Raw genomic sequence first — 23,584 nt, forward strand, 5'->3', positions numbered from 1 at the left:
CCGGCTCCCACAGTGAAATGCATTCCAACTGTGGGAGCGGGCTTGCCCGCGATGGCGCAGGTCCTGCCAACCTGCATCAAGCTGGTGTCTTTTTAACCCGCAACGCCTTGGCCTTGGCCTCCACCGCGAGGTACATCACCAACGCAATCACCAGCGGCAAAATGAAGTACACCGCCCGATAGGCAATCAACCCGGCCAGCAAACTCCCGCGCGACGCCTCATGCTGCAGCAAGCCAATAAACACCGCCTCCAACACCCCAAGCCCCGCTGGAATATGCGTAACCACACCGGCAATCGCGCTGATCAGCAACACCCCCAGCACCAGCGGATAGTCCAACTTGGCCGGCAACAAGGTAAAAATCACCGCTGCCATCAACGACCAGTTCAACGCGCCCAGGGCCAACTGCAAACACGCCATGCGCAACGACGGCAGATTGATCTCGATGCCCTTGATCGACCACGCACGCTTCTTCGAGAACCGGCACGCCGCCAAGTAGCCGAGGCTGGCCAACACCAGCACCACGCCAATGCCCTGCAACGCCAGGGTGCTGACTTTCCACCCGGGCGGCATCGTCACCAAACCGCTGCTGAACACCACACCGGCCAGCGCCATATAGCCGAACCAATTGGTGGCCAGGCTCAGCCCAAGGATCTTGGCGATATTGCCGGTGCTCACCCCAAGCCGCGAATACAGCCGGTAACGCATGGCAATCCCGCCGACCCACGCGCTCAGGTTGAGGTTGAACGCGTAGCTGATGATCCCCACCGGCAGGATTTGCTTCCAACCCAGCGGTTGGCGAATGTAAGTGCGGCCGATGAGGTCGAAACTGGCATAGACGAGAAAACTGCACAGGGTCAGCGCGCTGGCGATCAGCAATGTGCGCAGCTTGAAGTCGCCGAGCGTCTGCAGCACTTCGCTCCAGTCGATGCGCCGTGCCAGCAGGGTGAACAGCGCGATCAACACCAGGAAGAAGACAACGGTCAGCGGCTTCTTCCAGCGTTTGAGACGTGAACCACCGGCTTCAGAGGTCATGGGCCTGGCTCTCGAAGGGTTTCAAACGCGGTTTATGCGCGGGCAGCCAGCCCGTCAGCACGGGGAAGTGGCGCATCACATGAAACACCAAAAACCCTACGGTCAACCGCCATAACCACAGGCGGGGCTTGCGGTTTTCCGGCATGGTCCGGCAGTGCTCGTGGGCGAGCAGTTCCAGGCGTTCGTACAGCTGCTGGTTGAACGCGCGGTCGCGAATCAACACGTTGGCTTCCAGGTTCAGGGACAGGCTCAATGGGTCCAGGTTGCTTGAGCCTACGGTGCTCCACTCGTCATCCACCAACGCGACTTTGCCGTGTAGCGGGCGCTGGCAATACTCATGGATCACCACGCCGTCCTTGAGCAAATAGTCATAAAGCATGCGCGCCGCCAGCTTGGCCAACAGCACGTCGGGCTGGCCTTGCATGATCAGTTGCACGTGCACGCCACGGCGCGCGGCATTGCGAATCTCGCGCAGCAGGCGGTAGCCGGGGAAGAAGTAGGCGTTGGCAATCACCACGCGTTTTTGCGCCTTGCTCAAGGCGTGGATATAGGCCTCTTCGATATCGTCTCGGTGCTGCACGTTGTCGCGGTAAATCAGGCGAACCAGACCCTCTTCATTGGCCGTTGTCCACAGGGACGGCCGTTGCTGGCGTCGTCGCCAGCCCCGCCGCGTGCGCACCTGGCGGCCGCTTTGGGCGAGGGCAAAATGATGCAGGTCGGCGACCGCAGGGCCGGTCACTCGCACGGCGTAATCCTGCTTGGCTTCGGGGCCGAAATCGCCCAGATGGTCGGCAGAAAAATTGATCCCGCCGATAAACGCCACGGTGGCGTCCACCACCACGATCTTGCGGTGCAGGCGACGGAACCAGTTGGTGCGAATCCCCAGCATTTTCGACGCCGGGTCAAACATCTGCACCAGCACGCCAGCCTCGGCCAGCTCACCCAGAAACGCCGGGCTCAGCTCGCCGCAGCCAAACCCGTCGAGGCTGGCCACCACCTTGACGCCGCGCTGCGCCGCCTCAATCAGGATGCCTTTGAGCTCATGGCCGACCTTGTCTTCGAACAGAATAAAGGTCTCCAGCAAAATCTCACGCTGGGCATCGCGCATCGCTTCAAACACCCTGGGGAAGTAAGCCTCGCCGTTCTCCAGCAACTCAAGACGGTTGCCGCTCTGCCAGCCGTAATCGACATCACGCGCCTTGGCGTCATCTGGCGGCTGGTCGGTGGCAATGTGCTCTACCGCGACGGTCATAACTCGATCTCCACCGACAACGGCACATGGTCTGACAGATGCGACCACGGCCGGGTAGTCAGTACCTTGGGGTTGTGAATTTTCAGGTTGCGCACATAGATGCGGTCCAGCGGTAACAGCGGCAGGCGCGCCGGAAACGTGCGCGCGGGCTTACCAGTGGCTTCAACAAACACTTCTTTGAGACCGCTCTGGCTCAGGTCGGCCTTTTGGCGCCAGTCGTTGAAATCACCGGCCACCACCAGCGGCGCGTCGGCCGGGATTTCGCTGATGCGCTGTTCCAGCAAACGCAATTGCTGCTGACGATGCACCTCGCGCAGGCCCAGGTGCATGCAGATCGCATGCACCTCTTGGCCGGTGCCTGGCAGGCGCAATACGCAATGCAGCAGCCCGCGGCTCTCATGGCCGCTTTGCGAGATGTCGAGGTTGTCGTAGCGCACGATCTGGAATTTGGACAGCAACGCGTTGCCGTGGTCGCCGTGCGGGTAGACCGCGTTGCGCCCGTAAGCGAACTGCGGCCAGATGCTGTCGGCCAGGAACTCGTATTGCGGTATCTTCGGCCAGTCCTGGTAGCGCTGGGGATGGCGTTCGTGAGTACCGTGGATTTCCTGCAAGAACACCATGTCGGCGCCCACGCTGCGTACCGCTTCACGCAGCTCGGGCAGGATGAAGCGTCGATTCAGCGCGGTGAACCCCTTGTGGATATTCACCGTCAGCACTTTGAAGCGCGTGATGGCGGTAGTGGGCGTGGCGGGGATCAATTCCGGATGGGTCATGGCAGCACCCCGGGTTCTGGCAACGTGCCGGGCTCGGTGGCCAAGTGTTTATCCAGCTCGAAGCGCTGCAACAGTTGGCGCGCATCGAAGGGCGCGCGCACTTTGATGTCGTTGTCGAAATAGCAAAAAATATCGCGTTGCTTGCGCGCGCGTGGCGTGTGTTTCGGGTCGACCAAATGCGCATCCTCCGGCTGTTTGCCCTGGCGCCAGCGATCGATGCGGTCACCCCAACGCTTGATCGCCTCGGCGGTGTAGCCGCTGGCGTAGAGCTTTTTGTCACCGTGCAGGCGCAGGTACAGGAAGTTGGCGGTGACGTCTTCGATATACGGCCACTTGCCGGCGGTATCGGCGACCACCAGTGCCACGCCGTGCTTGTCCAGCATCTGCACAAACTCCGGCACTGCGAAACTCTTGTGGCGAATTTCCACCGCATGACGCAGCGGCTTTTTGCCATGGGCTTGCATGCTCGCCTTGCCGTTCAGGCGCGGCTCGTGCTCGCGGGCGAGGGCGGCGGCCTGTTGAGTGTCGGTGGGGAGTTGTTGAAGAAAGGCTTCAAACAGTGGCGGGTCGAATGTGAAGCTGGGCGGGAATTGCCAGAGGATCGGCCCGAGCTTTTCCTTCAGTTCCAGCACCCCGGAAGCAAAGAAATTGGCCATCGGCTTGTGCACATCGCGCAAGCGCAGAATGTGGGTGATGTAGCGCGGTGCCTTCACACTGAACATGAAATGCTCAGGCGTGTCGGCGTACCACTCGGCATAACGCTTGGGTGTTTGCAGGGCGTAGAACGAGCCGTTGATTTCGATGCTGTTGACGGCGCGTGACGCAAATTGCAATTCGCGTTTCTGGGTCAGGCCCTCGGGGTAGAAATCCCCCCGCCAGGGCGTGTAGCGCCAGCCGGAAATGCCGATGTGAATCGCCGCCATGATTACTCCCGTGGATGTAGGGTCAAGTGACCTCCGTTTTGGGATGACTGCGGTTTTTGTCGGAAAGTTTCGCCGTTCCTACAGACGGTACAAGGTAAGGAATGTGGGAGCGGGCTGCCTGCGATAGCGATGGGGCCGGCGCTGAATGCGACGCTGGCGTACCGCAATCGCAGGCAAGCCAGCGCCCACATTGGATGTGCGTCGTGGCTGAATCAGTGTCCGACTGCCGTGCGCGTCGAGCTGTCGGCATACACCGGCCCCAACCGGTCCAATCGGCCACTCCACGCCGTCAGCGCCAGGGCCACCAACACCACTGAGCCACCGATCCACGCGGTATGGATCAAGCCCATGTGCGCCACGATCAAGCCCCCGGCCCAGGCGCCGCCGGCGATTCCGAGGTTGAACGCCGCAATGTTCAAGCCCGACGCCACATCCACCGCCTGCGGGGTGTAATGTTCAGCCTGGCGCACCACGTACACCTGCAGGCCCGGCACATTGCCGAAGGCAACCGCGCCCCACACCAGCACGGTGGCCAGCGCCAGCCAGGGGTTGCTGGCGGTCAGGGTGAGGATGAAGAGCACCGCCGCGAGCAAGGCGAAGATGATTTTCAACGCGCTGATCGGGCCGCGTTTATCGGCCAGCTTGCCGCCCCAGATATTCCCCGCCGCCACCGAGATGCCGTACACCAGCAGCACCAGGCTGACGGTGCCGGCGCTGAAGCCGGAAATGTCCTGAAGGATCGGCGCCAGAAAGGTAAACGCGATGAACGAGCCGCCGTAGCCGATGGCGGTCATGGCGTACACAAGCAGCAAGCGCGGCTGCTTGAGCACCTGCAGTTGTTGCAGTAACGAGGCGGGTTTGCTGTGGGCGATGCTGTTCGGCACATAGATCAGGCTGCCGATAAACGCGATCACCCCCAGGGCCGAGACGGCGAGGAACGTCTCCCGCCAACCGAAGTGCTGGCCGATAAACGTGCCCAGCGGCACGCCGGTGACCAGTGCAACGGTCAAGCCGGTAAACATGATCGCAATCGCGCTGGCGGCTTTTTCCTTGGGCACCAGGCTGGTGGCGATGGTCGAGCCAATCGAGAAAAACACCCCGTGGGCCAGGCCAGTGACGATCCGCGCCAGCACCAGCGATTCATAACTCGGCGCCTGCCAGGCCAACAGGTTGCCGAGGGTGAACAGCACCATCAGCGACAACAGCAGCAGTTTGCGCGGCACTTTGCCGGTGAGGGCGGTGAGCACCGGCGCGCCAATGGCCACGCCCAAGGCGTACAGGCTGACCAGCAAGCCGGCGGACGGCAGGTCGACGCCCAGGTCGGCGCCGATGGTGGGTAACAGGCCAACGATGACGAATTCGGTCGTCCCGATGGCAAAAGCGCTGAGGGTCAGCGCGAGCAGGGCAATGGGCATGGCTGCAACTCCGATGGGTGTGATTCAGGAGCGCAGTGTCGGGATTTGGCTTGTGCGGAAAAAGACAGTGATCAGCATTTGATATTTGACCGGGAGGCAAAGATGCCCAATGGCGGGGAACGATCAAGGCTCAAACCCGTCAGTTCCTTACAGACCCTGCTGATGGAGCCCGGTGTTTTGCTGAATTTAAAGACTGCATTACTGCTTGGTGCGCTGCTGTTGTGTGGCAATGGCGCATTGCAAGCTGCTACGCCAGCGGCCGCCGCAGCGCCGGCCGCGCCAGCCGCAGCGGCGGCGCCCGCTAAACCGGAGTTGCTGGTCGAGGGCGGCCTGCTGGGCGCCATCAGTTCCAGCATTGACGATGTTCAAGACAAGCTCGACCTTAACCAGAACCTCATCGACGCCTGGCGCTTGCGTGCCGATCGCGCGGCGGACGAGGTGGGGCGCCTGGTCGACCAGACGGCCGAACGGTCGCCGTGGAGCGTGGCCGGCGACTTCCTGTTGCTGTCCGGCGTCTGGGTTGGCGCCTTTGTGGTGTTGACCCTGCTGGGGCGCTTTGTTGTGCAGCGCTTGAGTCGTCGGTCGTTCGTCGAACGGCGCGAACGCTTGCTGGCAGTCTTGGGGTACGTGGTGCCCTACACAATCCCCGCGCTCATCTGTCTGCCGCTGACCCTCTACGTCAGCCACTTCCTGGCCTCGTCGGTGGGCCGCGCGCTGGCGCTGTGTTTTGCCTACGCCACCAGCAGCGGCATCTTTTCTACGTCGATGTTGTTGTGCGTGATCGTCATGTTCAATCTGGGCCACAAGCGCCCGGCCGTGCAGATCATTCGTGACTACTGCCCCAAGCCGCTGTTCCTGATCGGCTTCCTGGCCGCCCTCAGCGACGCGCTGACCAGCCCGCAGATCGCCCGGCAGTTGGGTGGCAATATCACCAGCAGCATTGCGGTTTTCACCGGCCTGTTCGCGGCGGTGATTTTCGGGGTGTTGGTGGTGCGCCTGCGCCGTCCGGTGGCGCATTTGATCCGCAATCGACCACTGGCCCAGCGCCTCAAACACCCTGCGCTGCAGCAATCGCTGCGGGTGTTTTCCGGGCTGTGGTACTGGCCGATTCTGTTGATGGTGCTGGTCTCGGCGATCAACCTCATCGGCGCGGGCGACGATAACCAGAAGGCGCTGCGCTGCGCGCTGTTCACCACGATTTTGCTGATCGGCACGGTGTTTCTCAGCACCGTGCTGCAACACCTGTTCAAGTCCCGCAGCCAGGTGGCGATCCAGCGCAGCAGCGCCTACAAGGAGCGCTTCCTCAGCCTGTTGCACGCGATCTTGCGCATCGCCATGGCCATCGCGTTTATCGAAATCCTGGGCCGTATCTGGGGCGTCTCGCTGTTCGAATTTGCCCAGCGCAACTCGGTGGGCCGCGCGATCAGCGACTCCCTGAGCAGCATCGGCCTGATCCTGCTGGTGACCTGGTTGTTCTGGGTGGTGCTCGACACCGCGATTCAGGAAGCGCTGAAACCCCCGGTCAATAAGCGCTCCAGCCGTCAGCCGAGTACGCGGGTCAAAACCATTCTGCCGCTGCTGCGTAACGCGGTGAAAATCATCCTGGTGGTGATCTGCGCAATCACCACCATGGCCAACCTTGGCATCAACGTCGCGCCACTGCTGGCCGGTGCCGGTGTGGTTGGTTTGGCCATCGGTTTTGGCTCGCAGCAATTGGTGCAGGATGTGATCACTGGCCTGTTCATCATCATCGAGGACACGCTGTCCATCGGCGATTGGGTCGTGCTCGACTCCGGCCACGCCGGTACCGTAGAGGGCCTGACCATCCGGACGTTGCGCCTGCGCGACGGCAAGGGTTTTGTTCACTCGGTGCCGTTCGGGCAGATCAAGGCGGTCACCAACCAGTCGCGGCAATTTGCCTATGCGTTTTTCTCGGTGCAGTTCACCTACGACACCGATGTGGACAAGGCCGTGGACCTGATCCGCGAGGCCGGGCAATCGATTCGCGACGATGTGTTCCTCAAGTACAACCTGCAAGGGCCGCTGGAGGTGTTTGGCGTCGACAAGATGGACCTCAACGGCGTGGTGCTGACCGCGCAATTTCGCACGGTGTCAGGCGGGCAATACGCGGTGAGCCGCGCGTTCAACCAGCGCTTGAAAAAGCTTGTGGATAACTGTGATGAGGTGCACTTCGCGCAAACTTATCCACAGCAGGTTTTGTTGCCTAAGCGTACAGCGCAGGTGGATGAGCCGGATGAAGAAGCGCCGGCTTCGGTGGTGTTGACCGAGCAGCCGCGTACCCAGTGAGGGAAGGTGTCTGGGCTGGCCCCATCGCGGGCAAGCCCGGCTCCCACCTTTTGACCGTGTGAACCCGTTCAATGTGGGAGCTGGCTTGCCTGCGATGAGGCCCTTGAAGTCACTGCGACTTAATGCCTGATCAACTTCTCCTGCACCGCCAACTGATCCACCTCCAGCAATACCTGTTGCTTGCCAGCGACCCTCACCGCCGCCGGCAACCCATCGCGGTACACAACCCGATTGCCACTCACCGCCGGCACTTTGCTGCCCGGCAGCAGCGTGCCCACCAGGTTCAGCGGATCAGCCCCGCACACCGCAATCAAACTGCCGTCATGCGGCCGGCGGCGGACTTCGCGCAATAGCGCAATTGCCTCCGGCAACGCAAACTGCTCGCCCGCCAGCCCACTGACGAACCGCCCGCCGCGGATCTCCCCGCGCGCTTCGAGCCGATGGAAAGTGCGCAGCAACTCGCGCCAGCTCGGCAACCAATCCGCCTCACGCTCCAGCAACCGCCAGAACACCACGCCATAGCGGCGCAGCAAGGTCATTGCCACATGCTCCAGCGTCTCGGCCGAATGTGGCCCGGCGGCGCTCGGTGAACGGCGCAGCAAAGCCCAGCGCCCGGCGTCGTCCATGCCGCCGATAAACGCCCCGCGTCCGCGTCGGCTGCTGCGCGCCTGGCGTTTGCTGGCGGGTGTGGTCAGCGCGCGCAGGCCGGCGAAGCTGTCGGCATTCACCAGCCCTGCGCCCACCAGTTCCTGCAGCGCCGTCTCCAGTTCGCTGCGCAGCAGATGGGCTTCGTGCACCAGTTCGTCGAAAAACAGCGCGCCATGTTCACGCAGCGCCACGTGGACTTTCTGCGCCTTGGGCGACAGCGTGGTGCTGTCGGTCATCTCGGTCAGCCCGCTCCACAGCGGCACTTGGCTGCGCGGCAGCAACACCACCGGTGTGCTGCGCAGGGCCATCGCGCCGGCCTTGTTGCTCAGCCGCGTCCACACCAGCTTGCCGCTGCGGCACAGGTCGTCGAGCCAGGTGGATGAGTAATCCTTCAGGCGCGCGCTGAGCAAGTCACTGTCCCAGGCCGAGGTGGCGGCGGCGTAGCCCTCAAACTGCGCGACAATCTGCGACAACATGGCGCTGCCCTGGCCGCGTGTACCGTCGGACAGGTGCTGCCAATCGAACAGGAAACGCATGAAATCCTGCAGCGCCACGGGCTCGATTTCGCGGCGCAGGCGCTTGACCGTGTAGCGATGAATGCGCGCGAGCAAATGCCGTTCGCACCACTGTTCTTCGCTGGCGCCAGGGCTGAAACGGCCGCGCAGCACGTAGCCTTCCTGCTCCAGGCGAGCGAGTGCCTGGGTTACGTCTGCCACCGGCAGGGCCAACGGCGCGGTGATCTCGATCAGGCTCAGCGGGCCGAACCCGCCGAGGCGGGCGCGCAGTACTTCCACCAGCGCATCATCAACGGTCCAGGGTTCATCGAAGCCCGGCAGCAAGGGCAAGTCGTTGGGATAGATAGCCTGCAAACAGCTCAAGCGTTCCACCGCCACCCACAGGCCATTGCTCAATGCAAAGGCGCGCCCACCCTTGGCCAAGGCCTGCAGCCACTCGGCCCATTGTGGCGTGACCTCATGAGTGGCAATGCAGGCCAGGCTCATCAGCGCTTCGTGCATTTCGTCCAGGCCATTGGGCGCCGGCCAGGCTTCCTCGCGCACGCCGGCGATGGCCTCGGCATCCAGCGCGCCGAGGTCGTCGGTGCTGTGCGGGTCGCTCCAGCGCCGGTTGAGCACGGCTTGGGTACGGCGTTCTTCCAAGGGTGCGTCGTCGAGAAAGGTGTAGGGGCGCGCGCTGAGAATTTCCGCGGCCATGGGCGAGGGCGCCGGCAGGTCGCGGCTGATCAGCCGCACTTCGCCGCTTTCCATGCGCCGCAGCAGCGCCAGCCAGGCGTTGCTGTCCATGGCGTCGTGCAGGCAGTCGTCGAGGGTCTGTTCCACCAAGGGGTGCTCGGGCACTTCGCGCTCGCCGGCGAGGTTTTCCAGGCAGGCGATCTGGTCGGGAAACACATTGGCGATCAGGTCTTCGCTTTTCATCCGCTGGATCTGCGGCGCCACTTTGCGCCCGCCGGTATAACGCGGCAACGCCAGTGCCACACCGGCGTTCCAGCGCCAGCGCACGCCGAACAACGGCGCGTCCAGCACGGCCTGGATCAGGACGTGCTCGGCACTGTTGCTGTTCAGATACCGCCACACATCATCCAGCTCGAAACTGTGGCTGGTCGACAGCGACAGCACGATTGCATTTTCACTGGCCGCCGCCTGCAATTCGACATTGAACGTGCGGCAAAAACGCTTGCGCAACGCCAGGCCCCAAGCGCGATTGATACGGCTGCCGAACGGCGTGTGAATGATCAGTTGAGTGCCGCCGGACTCGTCGAAAAACCGCTCCATGATCAACGTGTCCTGGGACGGCAGCGCGCTCAAGGCCAGGCGTGCGCGGGCCAGGTAATCGAGGATCTGCTCGGCGCTGGCGTGGTTCAGGCCAAGGGTGCCGGTGAGCCAGTCGAGGGCCGCTTGCAAGTCGCCAGGCGTGGCGCTGAGCAGCGCGTCGAGCTGGCCTTGGAACCGCGCCACCGCCGCCGACAATTCGTTGCTGCGCCCTGGCGCTTCGCCCAGCCAGAACGGAATGGTCGGCGGCTGGCCATGGGCGTCCTCAACCCGCACCTTGCCGGCTTCGACCCGCAAGATTCTGTAGGAGGTATTACCGAGCTGGAAGATATCCCCGGCGATGCTTTCCACCGCGAAGTCTTCGTTGACGCTGCCGATGTTCAGGCTCTGGGGCTCGAGCAGCACACTGTAGTCGGCGTTGTCGGGGATGGTGCCGCCGCTGGTCACGGCCGTCAGCCTGGCGCCACGACGCCCGCGCAGGGTGTGGGTCACGGCGTCGCGGTGCAGGTAGGCGCTACGGATGCCCTGGCGGCCGTTATAGCCCTCGGCGAGCATCTGCAACAGCGCCTGGTAATGGCGCACATCCAGCGCGGCGTAGGGCGAGGCGCGGCGAATGAGACCGAGCAATGCCGGTTCCGACCATTCCTGGGCGCTCACCTCGGCGATGATCTGCTGGGCCAGTACATCCAGCGGCGCGACCGGGATCTGCAAGGTGTCCAGCTCACCCCGGCGCACGCAGTCGAGCAGGGCGGCGCACTCGATCAGGTCATCGCGGGTGGTGGCGAACAAGCGCCCCTTGGGCGTGCCGCCGACCTGGTGCCCGGAACGGCCGACGCGTTGCAGAAAACCATTGATGGAGCCGGGTGAGCCGATCTGACACACCAGGTCGACGTCACCGATATCAATCCCCAGCTCCAGGGACGCAGTGGCGATCAGCACTTGCAGCTCGCCGGCCTTGAGCCGTTGTTCGGCGTCCAGGCGCAGCTCTTTGGCCAGGCTGCCGTGGTGCGCGGCCACGGCGGTTTTGCCCAGGCGCTCGCTCAAGTGCCGCGCCAGGCGTTCGGCCAGGCGCCGGGTGTTGACGAAAATCAGCGTGGTGCGGTGTTCGCGCGCCAGGTCGGCGAGGCGGTTGTAGACCAGTTCCCACACGTCGTTGGCCATGACCGCCGAGAGCGGCACCGGCGGCACTTCGATATCCAGGTCACGCGGGCGGGCGTGGCCGATATCGACAATTGCGCAGGGGCGGTCGGTGCCGACCAAAAAGCGCGACACCGCCTCGATGGGCTTTTGCGTGGCAGACAGGCCAATGCGGGTCAGCGGTTCGGCGCACAAGCCTTGCAGGCGTTCCAGGCTCAGGGCCATATGGCTGCCGCGCTTGCTGGCGGCGATGGCGTGGATTTCGTCGACGATCACCGTGCGCGTGCTGGCGAGCATGTGCCGACCGGAGTCCGATCCCAGCAGCACGTAGAGCGATTCCGGGGTGGTCACCAGGATATGCGGCGGGCGTTTGCGCATCTGCGCACGGTCTTTTTGCGGGGTGTCGCCGGTGCGCACGGCGGTGCGGATCACCAAGGGCGGCAAGCCCATCGCCTGCAGTTGCTCGGTGATGCCGGTGAGCGGGTTTTGCAGGTTGATCTGGATGTCGTTGGACAGTGCCTTGAGCGGCGAGACATACACCACCAGCGTCTCATGCGGCAGTTGCCCGCCATTCGCCAGGCCTTGGTGCACCAGGTCATCCAGCACGGCGAGGAACGCCGTCAGGGTCTTGCCCGAACCGGTGGGCGCGGCGATCAGGGTGGAGCGGCGCTGGCGAATCAGCGGCCACGCCTGGGCCTGGGCGCTGGTGACCGAAGGGAAAGAGCTGCGGAACCAGGCGCTGACAGCGGGGTGAAAGCCGTTCAAGACCGTGTCCGTGGTTTCAGGAAGGTTCATACCCCTTATATGCAACCGGCGGTGCCAAGTTGCAACCCCGCACTTTATCCGTGACGGTTGCGCTACAAACCCGCAAAATGCAACGATTCTGGAATAAACCTACGGCCGGCTTCATCCGCCTGCCGACAATAACCATCGTTCCAAACAGACCGGGCCTGCACACTCTATGCGAATGCGCCTTATGTTACTGGGCGGCGGGAATGCCCTCGGGCAAGCGCTGATTCGCCTCGGTGCAGAGGAAGACATCGGTTTCCTCGCACCCAAACCGCCCCAAGACGGCTGGGATGCCGCGAGCCTGACCCAATTGCTCGACGACACCCGTCCCGATGCGTTGATCAACCTCGCCTACTATTTCGACTGGTTTCAGGCCGAAGCGGTCAGCGAAAGCCGTTTGGCCGCTCAGGAATTCGCCATCGAGCGCCTGGCCGAGCTGTGCCAGCACCACAACATCACCTTGCTGCAACCGTCCAGCTACCGCGTGTTCGATGGCTCCCGCGCCACCGCCTACAGCGAGAAAGACGAGCCGGTGCCCCTGGGCCTGCGCGGCCAGGCGTTGTGGCGCATCGAACAAAGCGTGCGCGCCACCTGCCCGCAGCATGTGCTGCTGCGTTTTGGTTGGCTGCTGGATGACAGCGTCGACGGCACGCTCGGGCGCTTTTTGGCGCGGGCCGAGAAGCCGGACGAGTTGCTGATGGCCGATGATCGCCGGGGCAACCCGACGCCCGTGGACGATGCCGCGCGGGTGATCATCTCGGTGCTCAAGCAACTTGATTGCGCGGCGCCGCTGTGGGGCACGTATCACTACGCCGGGCAGGAGGCGACCACACCGTTGGCGCTGGGCCAGGCGATCCTTACCGAAGCGCGCAATTTCCACCCGCTGGCGATCGAGTCGCCTACCGCCCAGGCTCACGCGGCACGCCCGGATGCGGCAGATGAACCGCAACACGCGGTGCTGGCCTGCAAGAAAATCCTGCACACCTTTGGCATCAAGCCTCGGGCGTGGCGGGCGGGGTTACCGGCGTTGCTGGACCGGTTCTACCGCCACAGCTGACACCACACAAAACCGGAATGTGGGCGCCGGTTTGGTGTGGGAGCGGGCTTGCCTGCGATGCCCGACAGGTTCTACCGCCACAGCTGACACGCTATAAAACCAAATGTGGGAGCGGGCTTGCTCGCGAATGCGCAAGGTCAGTCAACACATCGTCGACTGACCCTGCACTTTCGCGAGCAAGCCCGCTCCCACATGGGTTATGCCGTGTGACTTAGAACTTGTAGCCGATACCCACCATGTAAACCATCGGGTCGACGTCCACATTGACCTTGGCGCGTGTGCCTTGGCCCAGCGCGTTGTTATCGACGGTGGCCTTGGTGCTGATGTCGATGTAGCGCGCCTGGGCGTTGATCATCCACTTGTCATTGATCATGTAGTCGGCGCCGATCTGTGCGGCCCAGCCCCAGGAGTTTTCGGCCTTGAAGTTGCTGAAACCGGCTTGTTCGGCGCGGCTGCCGACGTGCTCGTCGTAGATCCAGGTGTAGTTGATGCCGGCGCCCACGTACGGCTGAAAGGCGGATTTGCTATCCAGCGGGTAGTACACGACGCTCAAGGTTGGCGGCAGGTGCTTGAGGGTGCCGAGCTTGCCATTGGCGGCGCCGAGGGCGGTGTTCTTGATCTTCACATCGTGCTCGAACGGCGTGGCCGCCAGCAGCTCGATACCGACGTGGTTGGTCAGCATGTAGGCGAAGTTCAAACCCAGTTGGGTGTCGCTGCTCATGGTCGCCTTGCCGCCCAGGTTGGTGCCCGCCAATGGGCCCTGATCAACCTTCACATGGCCGCTGTCAGCTTTCGGATTCACGGTAATTGCACCGGCGCGAATCAGAATGTCGCCCGCTTCGTGAGCGTGGACGGCAGGGGCGGCGAGGGCGAGCGCGAAGAGGGACGCGCCGAGCAGAGACTTGTTCATGGGAGCTCCAAAAGGACGTTAAAAGTTGTACGTCCAATGGTAAAGATCGTTCCGTTCGATCCTTTGACTCAGCTCAATGAAAGGGCGATCAGCCCCTATTCCTGCAGCTCGTAGACATAAATCTTGTCGGCATCCATTTGATAACCGGCGTCGGCCAGTTCGCTGGATGACGGCTTGACCTGCATCGCGCCTTCGATCCAGTACGGCTGATACAACTCATCGAGTTTCACCCCGACTTCGCTTTTCACATGCACGATCTGGTTCGAGGGCGGCGGCGGTACGTGGATGCACGCGCCGAAATACGGCACCAGCAAAAACTCGGTGGTGCGGCCTTCTTCGCTGACTTCCAGCGGCACGATGTAACCCGGCAAACGGATGTGCTTGCCGTCCAGGCTTTGCACCACCGGCGCATTGGGCAAATCCTGCTTGGCGGCCGGCGCCGACTCGACCGACAGCGCGTCGGCCATGTTCGACAGGTCGTGCAGCGGTTTCATGTTGGGGATTTCCGGCGGCGCGTCCGGGGGGATCATCTCCTGCCATGACAGATCCTTGGGCTGGTCTTCGGCCCAGACGGGCACTGCCACCAACAGCAACATTGCAAACAGGGCGCGACGCATCGAAGCCTTCCTCATAAACGTATGGACAGGCCATCGGCCAGTGATTGTCGATAGGCGCGCCACGCGGGCACGCTGCCCATTAACAGCGCCGCCGCGAGGATGCCGGCGAGCAAGGTCCATTCATATTCGCTCGGCCATGACATCGGCAGGTCCAGGCCGTAATTGGCCTGCAAATACCCCCGCGAGGCGGCGATGCACACGTACAACAAGCCGACGCCAGCGACCACGCCGGACAAGGCCAGAGCGAAGGCTTCAAAGATCAGCAGCGTTGCGATGTGCCACGGCCGCGCGCCCACCGAGCGCAAAATTGCCATTTCACGGCGGCGCTCGTTGAGGCTGGTGAGGATCGCCGTGAGCATGCCGATCAAACCGGTCAGCACCACGAACAGCGAGATCACGAACAGCGCTTTTTCGGCGGTGCCCATCATGCTCCACAACTCTTGCAGGGCCACGCCCGGCAATATCGCCAGCATCGGCTCGCCACGGAATTCATTGATTTCGCGTTGCAGGGCGAAGGTGGAAATCTTGTTGTTCAGGCCGAGCATAAACGCGGTGATGGCCTGTGGCGTGAGGTCCATGTTGCGCGCCTGATCGGCACTGATGCGGCCTTTGCCCTGGGCCGGCACGCCGTTGTGCCAGTCGATGTGAATGGCTTCCATGCCGCCCAGGCTGATGTGCAGCGTGCGGTCCACCGGCGTGCCGGTGCGTTTCAAAATACCGACCACGGTGAACGGTTTGTCATCGTGTTTGACCAGGCTGACCACCGCGACACCGTGGGCCAGCACCAGCTTGTCGCCCAGCGTGTAATGCAGCGCCTCGGCGACTTCGGCACCGAGCACCACTTCAAACGGGTCGGTGGCAAAGGCGCGGCCGCTGGCCAGTTCGAGGTTCTGTTTGCGACCGTATTGGTAATGCTCGAAGTAGGATTGGTTGGTGCCCATCACCCGATAGCCGCGGTGCGAGTCGCCGAGAGAAATCGGGATCGCCCATTTCACCTGCGGGCTGGCGGCGAAGTGCTCGTAGCTGTCCCAACGGATGTTGTTGGTGGCATTGCCGATACGGAACACCGAGTACAGCAGCAAGTTGACCGAGCCCGAACGCGCGCCGACGATCAGGTCGGTGCCGCTGATGGTGCTGGCAAAACTGTTGCGCGCCTCAACCCGCACGCGTTCCACCGCGAGCAACAAACAGACTGACAGCGCGATGGCAAAGGCGGTGAGGATCGCGGTAAAGCGGCGGTTAGCCAGGCTGGCCATGGCTAGACGAAACAAATACATCTCAAACCTCTGCGTGCGTGGCGGCGCGATTGAGTTCGGCCAGCGACAGGTGGCGGTCGAACAGCGGCGCGAGGCTCTGGTCATGGCTGACAAACAGCAGGCTGGCGCCAGCGTCGCGGCATTCGGCGAACAGCAATTGAATGAAAGCCTCGCGGGCGTCGTAGTCCAGCGCCGAGGTGGGTTCGTCGGCGATCACCAGTTCCGGTTGGCCGATCAGCGCGCGGGCGGCGGCGACGCGTTGTTGTTGGCCGATGGACAGTGAGTCGGCGCGGCGTTCCAGCAGGTCTTTGTCCTTCAAGCCCAAATGCGCGAGCAAGGTCGCGGCGGCTTGGTCGACGCTGCCGTGGCGCTGAACCGCGCGTTGCGCGCGCAGCTTGGAAAAGTGGCAGGGCAACTCGACGTTCTCGCGCACCGACAGAAACGGCAGCAGGTTGAACTGCTGGAAGATGTAGCCGGTGTGGTCCACGCGAAAGCGGTCGCGGGCGCCGGCCGAGAGTTCGGTCAGCTCCTGGCCGAGCAGGCGGATGCTGCCCCGGCTGGGTTTCTGCACGCCGCCAAGCAGGCCGAGCAACGTGGTTTTGCCGCTGCCGCTCGGGCCTTTGAGAAACAGGGTTTCGCCTGCTTGCAGGCTAAACGCGGGGATGTCCAGTAACTGTGGGTGACCGGGCCAGTTGAAGCCCAGGTCAGACAGTTCGATCAGTGCTTGGGTCATGTGAAATCAATATCGCCTGGTTGTAGAGCGTGGCGCCGATCCAATGTGGGAGCTGGCTTGCCTGCGATGGCATCAACGCGGTGCATCTGACTGACCGAGTCGTCTGCATCGCAGGCAAGCCAGCTCCCACAGTGATTGGGGTTTCAAATCAGAATGTCAGGGTAGCTGCCTGTGCCGTGGCTTCCACACCTTGCTGGCCGCTTGGGCCGATCAGTTGTACCTGAATCTTCTGAGTGGCGGGGAAGGTCTTGAACACCTGGGTCAGGTCGAGGTTGCTCAAGGCCGTCGGCGTGGCGCAGGTGAATTGGTAGTGGGCGTGGATTTCGCTGTGGTCATGATGATGTTCGTGGGCGGCTGCGCCTTTGCCGTCGGTGGCATGGTCATCATCGTCGTCGTCGTCATGGTCGGCTTCCGGCTTGTCGCCGAACAGCGGGCTGTTGAGTTCCTGGGTGCTGAGCACGCAACTGGCGGCCTTGGGCACATTGAACAGGGCCAGTGGGTTTTCCAGTGACTTGCGGGCTGCGGCAACCTTGGCTTTGTCGGCGGGCGTGCTGGCCTGGTGTTCAAAACCCACGAGATTCATGGCCGGGCTGTCAAATTCCAGCTCAAGTGCCTGACCGTCGAGTACCGCATTGAGACGCCCAACGCCATGCTCGTGGGCGCCGAGGCTGCCGTGCTCATGTTCGTGATCATCGTGAGCATGGGCAACTGCCAGTGGCAGCAGGGCAAACGGCAAAGCAAGCAGCAGACGGCGCATGAGAAGGCTCCAGAACATGAAAGTTTTGTTATGTGATCTTATAACAATAGTGCCAGAGTTTGACCGCCCGCTTGGCGTTGCGCAAGCCGCGTGGGAGCATGCCCGTCAGAAAAGTGCAGGAGTAAGGACGATGTTGCGAATTCGTGGAACTGTCGGCGACATGCCGGTGGACTTGACCCTGGAGCTGGACGACGGCGATTGGGCGCGATTGGGCGCCCAGTTGCAGGCCGCGCCCACGCCGAGCGCGCCCGCTGTCGCACCGGTCAAACACACTGATGATCTGTGGCAGAACGCCCAGGACCTGTTGCGCAAGGCCGGGCAACTCAACGGGCTGGAATTGCTCGATCAGCTGGAAGGCTTGGCCGGTGACGCCGCATCAGGCAAGCGCCTGCTGGTGCGTTTGCGCCATAGCGCCCGCGTGAAAGTGACCAGCGGCGGGGATACGCCGCTGTACAGCTGGATCGGCGATTAGTACAGCGCAGCAAACAACTTGCGGCGGTACGCGGTGACCAGTGGGTGGTCATTGCCAAGCAGTTCGAACACCTGCAGCAAGGTCTTGTGCGGCAAGCCTTCGCTGTAGCTGCGGTTGCGGATAAACAGCTTGAGCAGGCCTTCCAGCGCCGCGTCGTATTGCTGGCGTGCCAGCTGCTGAATCGCCAACTGATAGGCCGCCTCATCATCCTGCGGGTTTTGCGCCAGGCGGCTTTTCAAGTCGGCGGCGTCCGGCAGCTCGGCGGCCTGGCGCAGGAACGTGATTTGCGCCTTGGCGCCGGCGAGGGCGGCCTTGTGGTCGTCGCTTTTCACGGCGTCGAGCACGGCCTGGGCTTCGCTCAGTTCACCGCGTTCGGCCAGGCAGCGCGCGTACAGGATCAGCGCGCCGGCGTTGGTGTTGTCTTCACCCAGCAGCGTCACCAGCACCGCTTCGGCATCGCTGATGCGGCCTTCGGCAAACAGCGCCTGGGCCTGCTCCAGCGGATCAGCCGCCGCCGGTGGTGGCATCTGCACGTGCGGCTCCAGCATTGCGCGCACCGCCGACTCCGGCTGCGCGCCGGCAAACCCGTCCACCGGTTGGCCGTCCTTGAACAGCACCACGGTGGGCAGGCTCTGAATGCCAAAGCGCGCGACGATATCCTGCTCAGCCTCGCAATCGACCTTGGCCAGCAGCAACTCACCCTGATAACTCTCGGCAATTTTCGCCAACATTGGCATTAACGCCTTGCACGGCGCGCACCACTCCGCCCAGAAATCCACCAGCACGGGTTTCTCGAAAGAGTTCTGGATCACTGCCTGGTCGAAGGTGGCGGTGGTGACGTCGAAGATGTACGGCGTGGGCTCACTCATGGGGCGTCTCGAATAAAGCGGGAATGGGGCAACTATAAGGTGATGGAGTCCAGATCGCTATCGCGGGCAAGCCCGCTTCCACACTTGATCGCATTCCCTTGTGGGCGCGGGCTTGCCCGCGATGGCCTCAAGCGCGCCGCGAATGGTACAGGCTCACCTTGCGAAACTCCCAAGGCTCGGCCAGGTCTGGCAGGGTCAGCGCATCAAGGACTTCCAGGCGCTGATAAGCCGGGTGCTGGAAGTCGCGCACGCGCGAGTCTGCTACCAGTGCTTCACGGCCGCGCGTCAGGAATTGATCAAGCAGCGGCAGGTTGGCGCGGTCGTAAAGCACGTCGGCCACCAGGATCAGGTCAAAGCGATCGGCTTCGGCGAAAAAGTCGGCTGAATAACGCAGTTCCACGCCATTGAGTTCGGCATTCGCCCTGCAGGATGCCAACGCCAGCGGGTCTAAATCACACGCGACCACTTCCAGCGCGCCCGCCTTGACGGCGGCAATTGCGGCCACGCCAGAGCCTGCGCCAAAATCCAGCACGCGCTTGCCGGCGACCCACTCGGGGTCCGCCGCCAGGTAACGCGCCAGCGCCAGGCCGCTGGCCCAGCAAAAACTCCAGTAGGGCGGTTCATGCAGGATGCGCCGGGTTTCTTCCTGGCTGAAGGCGCGGTCCATATTGTCCGCGTCCAGCAGCCACAACGACAGCTCGGTGCCCGGCAGCGGGCAGGGCACCAGTTGCGCGTCGCCGATCAGCGCGCTCAGGGCGCGTTGCAGGTCCAGCGGTGGCGTCATGGCGCCGGGACGAGCTGCAGCGGGCCAGTGGCCTGGGTAATCGCCTGGGTGATACGCACGGCGGGCAGGTGCAGGATCAACTGGCCGGACTGGCTGGCGCGACCGCGCAATTCAACCCGCGCACCGGCCGGGAACGCTTCCGGGTTAAAGCGCAGGCGGAAGGCCAGGGGCTTGCCGTTACCGGTCAATACGCTGCTGGCGAGCAGTTGTTGCGGGCGGTTGCGCTCGTCAATCACCAGCAGGGCCAGTTCGACTTCGGCGTTGGCCGGCACGCCGTTGAGGGTGCCGTTGATTTCGCGCTGGTAAGCCGGCAGCGGGCCGAGGTCTTCAATGCCGGGCACTTTTTTCTCTTGGGCAGGCGTCGGTTGAGGCACCGAAGGCTTGGGGGCTTCGCTGCTGCAGGCGACCAGAAAACTGAACAGGGTGAGTAAAACAAGTGGTCGTAACTGCATGTACGGCTCCAGAAAGGGCAAAATCCGTGGCTTTAAAATAAAGAAACATATAAGCCTGCCTATATACCGTAAAGGCTATGGCTTGTCTTGCCACAGGGATGCGCTACCATGGCCCTCCCTTTTTTTGTTGCCTGCCACCATGCACTGTCCCTTCTGCGGTGCCAACGACACCAAGGTCATTGACTCGCGTCTGGTCGCCGAGGGCGATCAAGTACGTCGCCGGCGCGAATGCCTGGCCTCTGGCTGCGGTGAACGTTTCACCACCTTCGAAACCGCCGAACTGGTATTGCCACGTCTGATCAAGTCCGACGGCAGCCGCCAGCCTTTCGACGAAGACAAATTGCGCGCCGGTATGCAGCGCGCCCTGGAAAAACGCCCGGTGAGTGTCGAGCGGCTGGAGGCGGCGCTGGTGCACATCAAGCACAAGCTGCGTGCGACCGGCGAGCGCGAGGTCAAGAGCCTGGTGGTTGGAGAGCTGGTGATGGGCGAGCTGCAAAAGCTCGACGAAGTCGCCTATATCCGTTTCGCCTCGGTGTATCGACGCTTCCAGGACCTCAATGAGTTCCGCGAAGAAATCGACCGCCTGGCCCGTGAGCCTGCCAAAAAATGAACCCTCCGTCTGCCGAACAAGCTGTCCTCGACGCCCATTACATGGCCCGCGCCCTCGAATTGGCGCGCAAGGGCGTGTACACCACCCACCCCAACCCGCGTGTGGGCTGCGTGATTGTACGTGACGGGCAGATTGTCGGCGAAGGCTGGCACGAGCGCACCGGCGAACCGCATGCCGAGCCGAATGCCCTGCGCGCCGCCGGTGCCAAGGCGCGTGGCGCCACGGTGTATGTCACGCTGGAGCCGTGCAGCCACCACGGACGCACGCCGCCGTGTGCCGATGCACTGGTGACTGCCGGTGTTGCGCGCGTGGTGGCCGGGATGCAGGACCCGAACCCGGAAGTGGCCGGGCGTGGCATGCAGCGCTTGGCGCAAGCCGGTATCCAAACCCGCAGCGGCGTGCTGGAAAGCGAAGCGCGCGCGCTGAACCCTGGCTTTCTCAAGCGCATGGAGCACGGTCTGCCGTTTGTGCGGGTCAAGCTGGCGATGAGCCTGGACGGCCGTACCGCGATGGCCAGTGGCGAAAGCCAATGGATCACCGGCCCGGCCGCCCGCGCCGCCGTACAGCGCCTGCGTGCCGAGGCCAGTGTGGTGCTGACCGGCGCCGACACGGTGCTGGCCGATGGCGCGCGTCTGACTGTACGCGCCGCCGAGTTGGGCCTGGACGATGAAACCACCGCACTTGCCATGTCCCGCCCGCCGTTGCGCGTGTTGATCGACGGGCGCCTGCGGGTGCCGCTCAACGCGCCGTTCTTCAAGGCCGGCCCGGCGTTGGTCATCACCTGCGTGACGGCGGAAAACCAATTCCCCCGTGGCCCCGAATGCCTGGTGGTGCCGGGCGTTGATGGTCAGGTCGACCTGCGCTCGGCCCTGGTGGCCCTGGCCGCCCGTGGCGTCAACGAAGTGCTGGTGGAAGCCGGCCCGAGCCTGGCCGGTGCGTTTGCCCAGCAAGGGCTGGTGGACGAGTACGTGATATTCGTCGCCGGCAAGTTCCTTGGCTCCGCCGCTCGGCCTCTGCTGGACTGGCCGCTTGAGAAACTGGCCGACGCCCCCCAACTCAAGATCACTGACATGCGCGCTGTAGGCGACGACTGGCGAGTCACTGCCATCCCTATGCCAGCAGCGAGCGTATAATTCCCGGCCCGCGCTTGAGCGACAGCCCCTCGTTTTCAGGAGAACGAAATGTTCACCGGCATTATCGAATCCATCGGCAGCATCCGTGCAATGACTCCCAAAGGCGGCGACGTACGCCTGCTGGTTGAAACCGGCAAGCTGGACCTGGACGACGTCAAGCTGGGCGACAGCATCGCCGTCAGCGGCGTGTGCCTGACCGTCATCGAGCTGCCTGGCAACTGCTTTGCCGCCGACGTCAGCCGGGAAACCCTGGACTGCACCGCGATGAACGACCTCAAGGCCGGCAGCCCGGTCAACCTGGAAAAAGCCCTGACCCCGACCACGCGCCTGGGCGGCCACCTGGTCAGCGGCCATGTTGATGGCGTCGGCGAAGTGGTGTCCCGCAGCGAAAACGCACGGGCCGTGGAATTTCGCATCCGCGCACCCAAAGAGCTGGCCAAGTACATTGCCCACAAAGGTTCGATCACCGTCGATGGCACCAGCCTGACCGTGAACGCCGTCAATGGCGCCGAATTCGAACTGACCATCATTCCCCACACCCTGAGCGAAACCATCATGGCCTCGTACCAGCCAGGTCGCCGGGTGAATCTGGAAGTCGACTTGCTTGCCCGTTACCTGGAGCGCCTGCTGTTGGGCGATAAGGCCGCAGAGCCTACTGCCGGGAACATCACTGAAAGTTTTTTAGCCGCTAACGGCTACCTTAAATCCTGACCAAGGGGGTGCCGCGTGGCGCTCAATAGCATCGAAGAACTGGTTGAAGACATCCGCCAAGGCAAGATGGTCATCCTGATGGATGACGAAGACCGCGAGAACGAAGGCGACATCATCATGGCCGCCGAGGCCTGCAAGGCTGAGCACATCAACTTCATGGCCAAGCACGCTCGCGGGCTGATCTGCATGCCCATGAGCCGCGAACGCTGCGAGCTGCTCAAGCTGCCGTTGATGGCGCCGCGCAACGGGTCGGGTTTCGGCACCAAGTTCACCGTATCGATTGAAGCGACCACCGGCGTGACCACCGGTATTTCTGCGGCCGACCGCGCGCGCACCGTGCAAGCCGCCGCCGCCAAAGACGCCAAGGCCGAAGACATCGTCAGCCCCGGCCATATCTTCCCGCTGATGGCCCAGCCGGGCGGCACCCTCGCGCGTGCCGGCCACACCGAAGCCGCCTGCGACCTGGCGCGCATGGCCGGTTTCGAGCCAAGCGGGGTGATCTGCGAAGTGATGAACGACGACGGCACCATGGCCCGTCGCACTGAACTTGAAGCGTTTGCCGCCGAACACGACATCAAGATCGGCACCATTGCCGACCTGATTCATTACCGCATGATCCACGAACGTACCGTTCAGCGGATTGCCGAGCAGCCGCTGGACAGCGAACTGGGCCAATTCAATTTGGTGACCTACCGTGATTCAGTGGAGGGCGACGTGCACATGGCCCTGACCCTGGGCAAAATCTGTGCTGAAGAACCGACCCTGGTGCGTGTGCATAACATGGACCCGTTGCGCGACCTGTTGATGGTCAAGCAGCCTGGCCGCTGGAGCCTGCGCGCCGCCATGGCTGCGGTCTCCGAGGCAGGCAGCGGTGTGGTGCTGTTGCTCGGTCACCCGTTGGACGGCGATGTATTGCTGGCGCATATCCGCGAAACCGCCGACCACGTGCCGGTAAAAAAACCGACCACCTACAGCATCGTCGGTGCCGGTTCGCAGATCCTGCGTGACTTGGGCGTACGCAAAATGCGCCTGATGAGCGCGCCAATGAAATTTAATGCGATATCCGGTTTCGATCTGGAAGTTGTAGAATACGTGCCCTCCGAATAAAGGCTGGCGATTTTTGCCCCTTGTTCGCGGTTAAATCATCACTGAGGGACGC

At 62.9% G+C, this 23,584-nt stretch carries 21 protein-coding genes; 7 read left to right on the forward strand and 14 right to left on the reverse strand.

The genetic code is table 11. The features are described from left to right. Positions 1-76 precede the first annotated feature (76 nt). The 5 genes from AACU78_RS05775 to AACU78_RS05795 form a co-directional block, all read right to left on the reverse strand. A complete protein-coding gene (locus AACU78_RS05775; protein WP_106580223.1) occupies positions 77-1,033 on the reverse strand; it encodes a lysylphosphatidylglycerol synthase domain-containing protein in 957 nt (318 codons plus the stop codon). Then, on the reverse strand, positions 1,023-2,285 hold the full coding sequence (clsB, locus tag AACU78_RS05780) for a cardiolipin synthase ClsB (RefSeq protein WP_106580224.1): 1,263 nt from the start codon (positions 2,283-2,285) through the stop codon (positions 1,023-1,025). Before clsB ends, AACU78_RS05775 begins: the two co-directional genes overlap by 11 nt. Then, a complete protein-coding gene (locus tag AACU78_RS05785; RefSeq protein WP_106580225.1) occupies positions 2,282-3,058 on the reverse strand; it encodes an endonuclease/exonuclease/phosphatase family protein in 777 nt (258 codons plus the stop codon). Before AACU78_RS05785 ends, clsB begins: the two co-directional genes overlap by 4 nt. Beyond that, on the reverse strand, positions 3,055-3,981 hold the full coding sequence (locus AACU78_RS05790) for a DUF72 domain-containing protein (RefSeq protein WP_106580226.1): 927 nt from the start codon (positions 3,979-3,981) through the stop codon (positions 3,055-3,057). Before AACU78_RS05790 ends, AACU78_RS05785 begins: the two co-directional genes overlap by 4 nt. Before the next feature lie 212 nt (positions 3,982-4,193). Beyond that, positions 4,194-5,396 carry an MFS transporter gene (locus AACU78_RS05795; protein WP_106580227.1) on the reverse strand — a complete coding sequence of 401 codons (1,203 nt, stop codon included), beginning with the start codon at positions 5,394-5,396 and terminating at the stop codon, positions 4,194-4,196. A 177-nt stretch (positions 5,397-5,573) separates the two neighbouring features. Here AACU78_RS05795 and AACU78_RS05800 point away from each other — a divergent pair, with 177 nt between their 5' ends. Beyond that, positions 5,574-7,703 (forward strand): mechanosensitive ion channel family protein, encoded by a 2,130-nt coding sequence (locus AACU78_RS05800; RefSeq protein WP_106580228.1) that lies wholly within the window; start codon positions 5,574-5,576, stop codon positions 7,701-7,703. Positions 7,704-7,822: 119 nt separating this feature from the next. Here AACU78_RS05800 and AACU78_RS05805 read toward each other — a convergent pair whose 3' ends face one another. Then, positions 7,823-12,070, reverse strand: a complete 4,248-nt coding sequence (locus AACU78_RS05805) for a DEAD/DEAH box helicase (protein ID WP_106580229.1) — start codon at positions 12,068-12,070, stop codon at positions 7,823-7,825. A gap of 166 nt (positions 12,071-12,236) precedes the next feature. On the opposite strand from AACU78_RS05805, the gene AACU78_RS05810 reads away from it, so the two are divergent. Beyond that, positions 12,237-13,121 carry a sugar nucleotide-binding protein gene (locus AACU78_RS05810; RefSeq protein ID WP_106580230.1) on the forward strand — a complete coding sequence of 295 codons (885 nt, stop codon included), beginning with the start codon at positions 12,237-12,239 and terminating at the stop codon, positions 13,119-13,121. A gap of 211 nt (positions 13,122-13,332) precedes the next feature. On the opposite strand, the gene AACU78_RS05815 is transcribed toward AACU78_RS05810, so the two are convergent. The 5 genes from AACU78_RS05815 to AACU78_RS05835 all read right to left on the reverse strand — a co-directional run bounded on the left by AACU78_RS05815 (position 13,333) and on the right by AACU78_RS05835 (position 17,394). Further along, positions 13,333-14,031, reverse strand: a complete 699-nt coding sequence (locus AACU78_RS05815; protein ID WP_106580231.1) for an OmpW/AlkL family protein — start codon at positions 14,029-14,031, stop codon at positions 13,333-13,335. Between the two features lie 95 nt (positions 14,032-14,126). Beyond that, on the reverse strand, positions 14,127-14,648 hold the full coding sequence (locus AACU78_RS05820; RefSeq protein WP_106580232.1) for a DUF3299 domain-containing protein: 522 nt from the start codon (positions 14,646-14,648) through the stop codon (positions 14,127-14,129). A gap of 11 nt (positions 14,649-14,659) precedes the next feature. Continuing rightward, the gene (locus tag AACU78_RS05825; protein WP_106580233.1) at positions 14,660-15,925 is read right to left on the reverse strand and encodes an ABC transporter permease; all 1,266 of its coding nucleotides are present in this window, start codon (positions 15,923-15,925) and stop codon (positions 14,660-14,662) included. A gap of 1 nt (position 15,926) precedes the next feature. Then, entirely contained in the window at positions 15,927-16,637 is a 711-nt protein-coding gene (locus tag AACU78_RS05830; protein ID WP_106580234.1) for an ABC transporter ATP-binding protein, read from the reverse strand. 148 nt (positions 16,638-16,785) lie between these two features. Further along, positions 16,786-17,394 carry a DUF2796 domain-containing protein gene (locus AACU78_RS05835; protein WP_106580235.1) on the reverse strand — a complete coding sequence of 203 codons (609 nt, stop codon included), beginning with the start codon at positions 17,392-17,394 and terminating at the stop codon, positions 16,786-16,788. Between the two features lie 130 nt (positions 17,395-17,524). Between AACU78_RS05835 and AACU78_RS05840 the strand changes: the two genes are divergently transcribed. Continuing rightward, positions 17,525-17,866 (forward strand): hypothetical protein, encoded by a 342-nt coding sequence (locus tag AACU78_RS05840; protein ID WP_106580236.1) that lies wholly within the window; start codon positions 17,525-17,527, stop codon positions 17,864-17,866. Here AACU78_RS05840 and trxA read toward each other — a convergent pair. The 3 genes from trxA to AACU78_RS05855 all read right to left on the reverse strand — a co-directional run bounded on the left by trxA (position 17,863) and on the right by AACU78_RS05855 (position 19,971). Continuing rightward, positions 17,863-18,735: a thioredoxin gene (trxA, locus tag AACU78_RS05845; protein WP_106580237.1), complete on the reverse strand. Its 873-nt coding sequence runs from the start codon at positions 18,733-18,735 to the stop codon at positions 17,863-17,865. The genes AACU78_RS05840 and trxA overlap by 4 nt on opposite strands. Before the next feature lie 127 nt (positions 18,736-18,862). After that, the gene (locus AACU78_RS05850; protein ID WP_106580238.1) at positions 18,863-19,519 is read right to left on the reverse strand and encodes a class I SAM-dependent methyltransferase; all 657 of its coding nucleotides are present in this window, start codon (positions 19,517-19,519) and stop codon (positions 18,863-18,865) included. Further along, the gene (locus AACU78_RS05855) at positions 19,516-19,971 is read right to left on the reverse strand and encodes a YbaY family lipoprotein (protein WP_106580239.1); all 456 of its coding nucleotides are present in this window, start codon (positions 19,969-19,971) and stop codon (positions 19,516-19,518) included. The genes AACU78_RS05850 and AACU78_RS05855 overlap by 4 nt, the downstream gene beginning before the upstream one ends. Before the next feature lie 139 nt (positions 19,972-20,110). Between AACU78_RS05855 and nrdR the strand changes: the two genes are divergently transcribed. From nrdR to ribBA, 4 genes are read left to right on the forward strand one after another with little or no spacing between them, the layout of a single operon-like run. Then, positions 20,111-20,581: a transcriptional regulator NrdR gene (nrdR, locus tag AACU78_RS05860; protein ID WP_164487963.1), complete on the forward strand. Its 471-nt coding sequence runs from the start codon at positions 20,111-20,113 to the stop codon at positions 20,579-20,581. Then, positions 20,578-21,714, forward strand: a complete 1,137-nt coding sequence (ribD, locus tag AACU78_RS05865; protein WP_106580240.1) for a bifunctional diaminohydroxyphosphoribosylaminopyrimidine deaminase/5-amino-6-(5-phosphoribosylamino)uracil reductase RibD — start codon at positions 20,578-20,580, stop codon at positions 21,712-21,714. The genes nrdR and ribD overlap by 4 nt, the downstream gene beginning before the upstream one ends. 48 nt (positions 21,715-21,762) lie before the next feature. Beyond that, entirely contained in the window at positions 21,763-22,425 is a 663-nt protein-coding gene (locus AACU78_RS05870; protein WP_106580241.1) for a riboflavin synthase, read from the forward strand. A 15-nt stretch (positions 22,426-22,440) separates the two neighbouring features. Next, positions 22,441-23,532: a bifunctional 3,4-dihydroxy-2-butanone-4-phosphate synthase/GTP cyclohydrolase II gene (gene ribBA / locus AACU78_RS05875; RefSeq protein ID WP_106580242.1), complete on the forward strand. Its 1,092-nt coding sequence runs from the start codon at positions 22,441-22,443 to the stop codon at positions 23,530-23,532. The last annotated feature ends 52 nt before the right edge of the window (positions 23,533-23,584 follow it).

Source organism: Pseudomonas sp. R9.37, from assembly GCF_963878885.1.
GTDB lineage: Bacteria > Pseudomonadota > Gammaproteobacteria > Pseudomonadales > Pseudomonadaceae > Aquipseudomonas.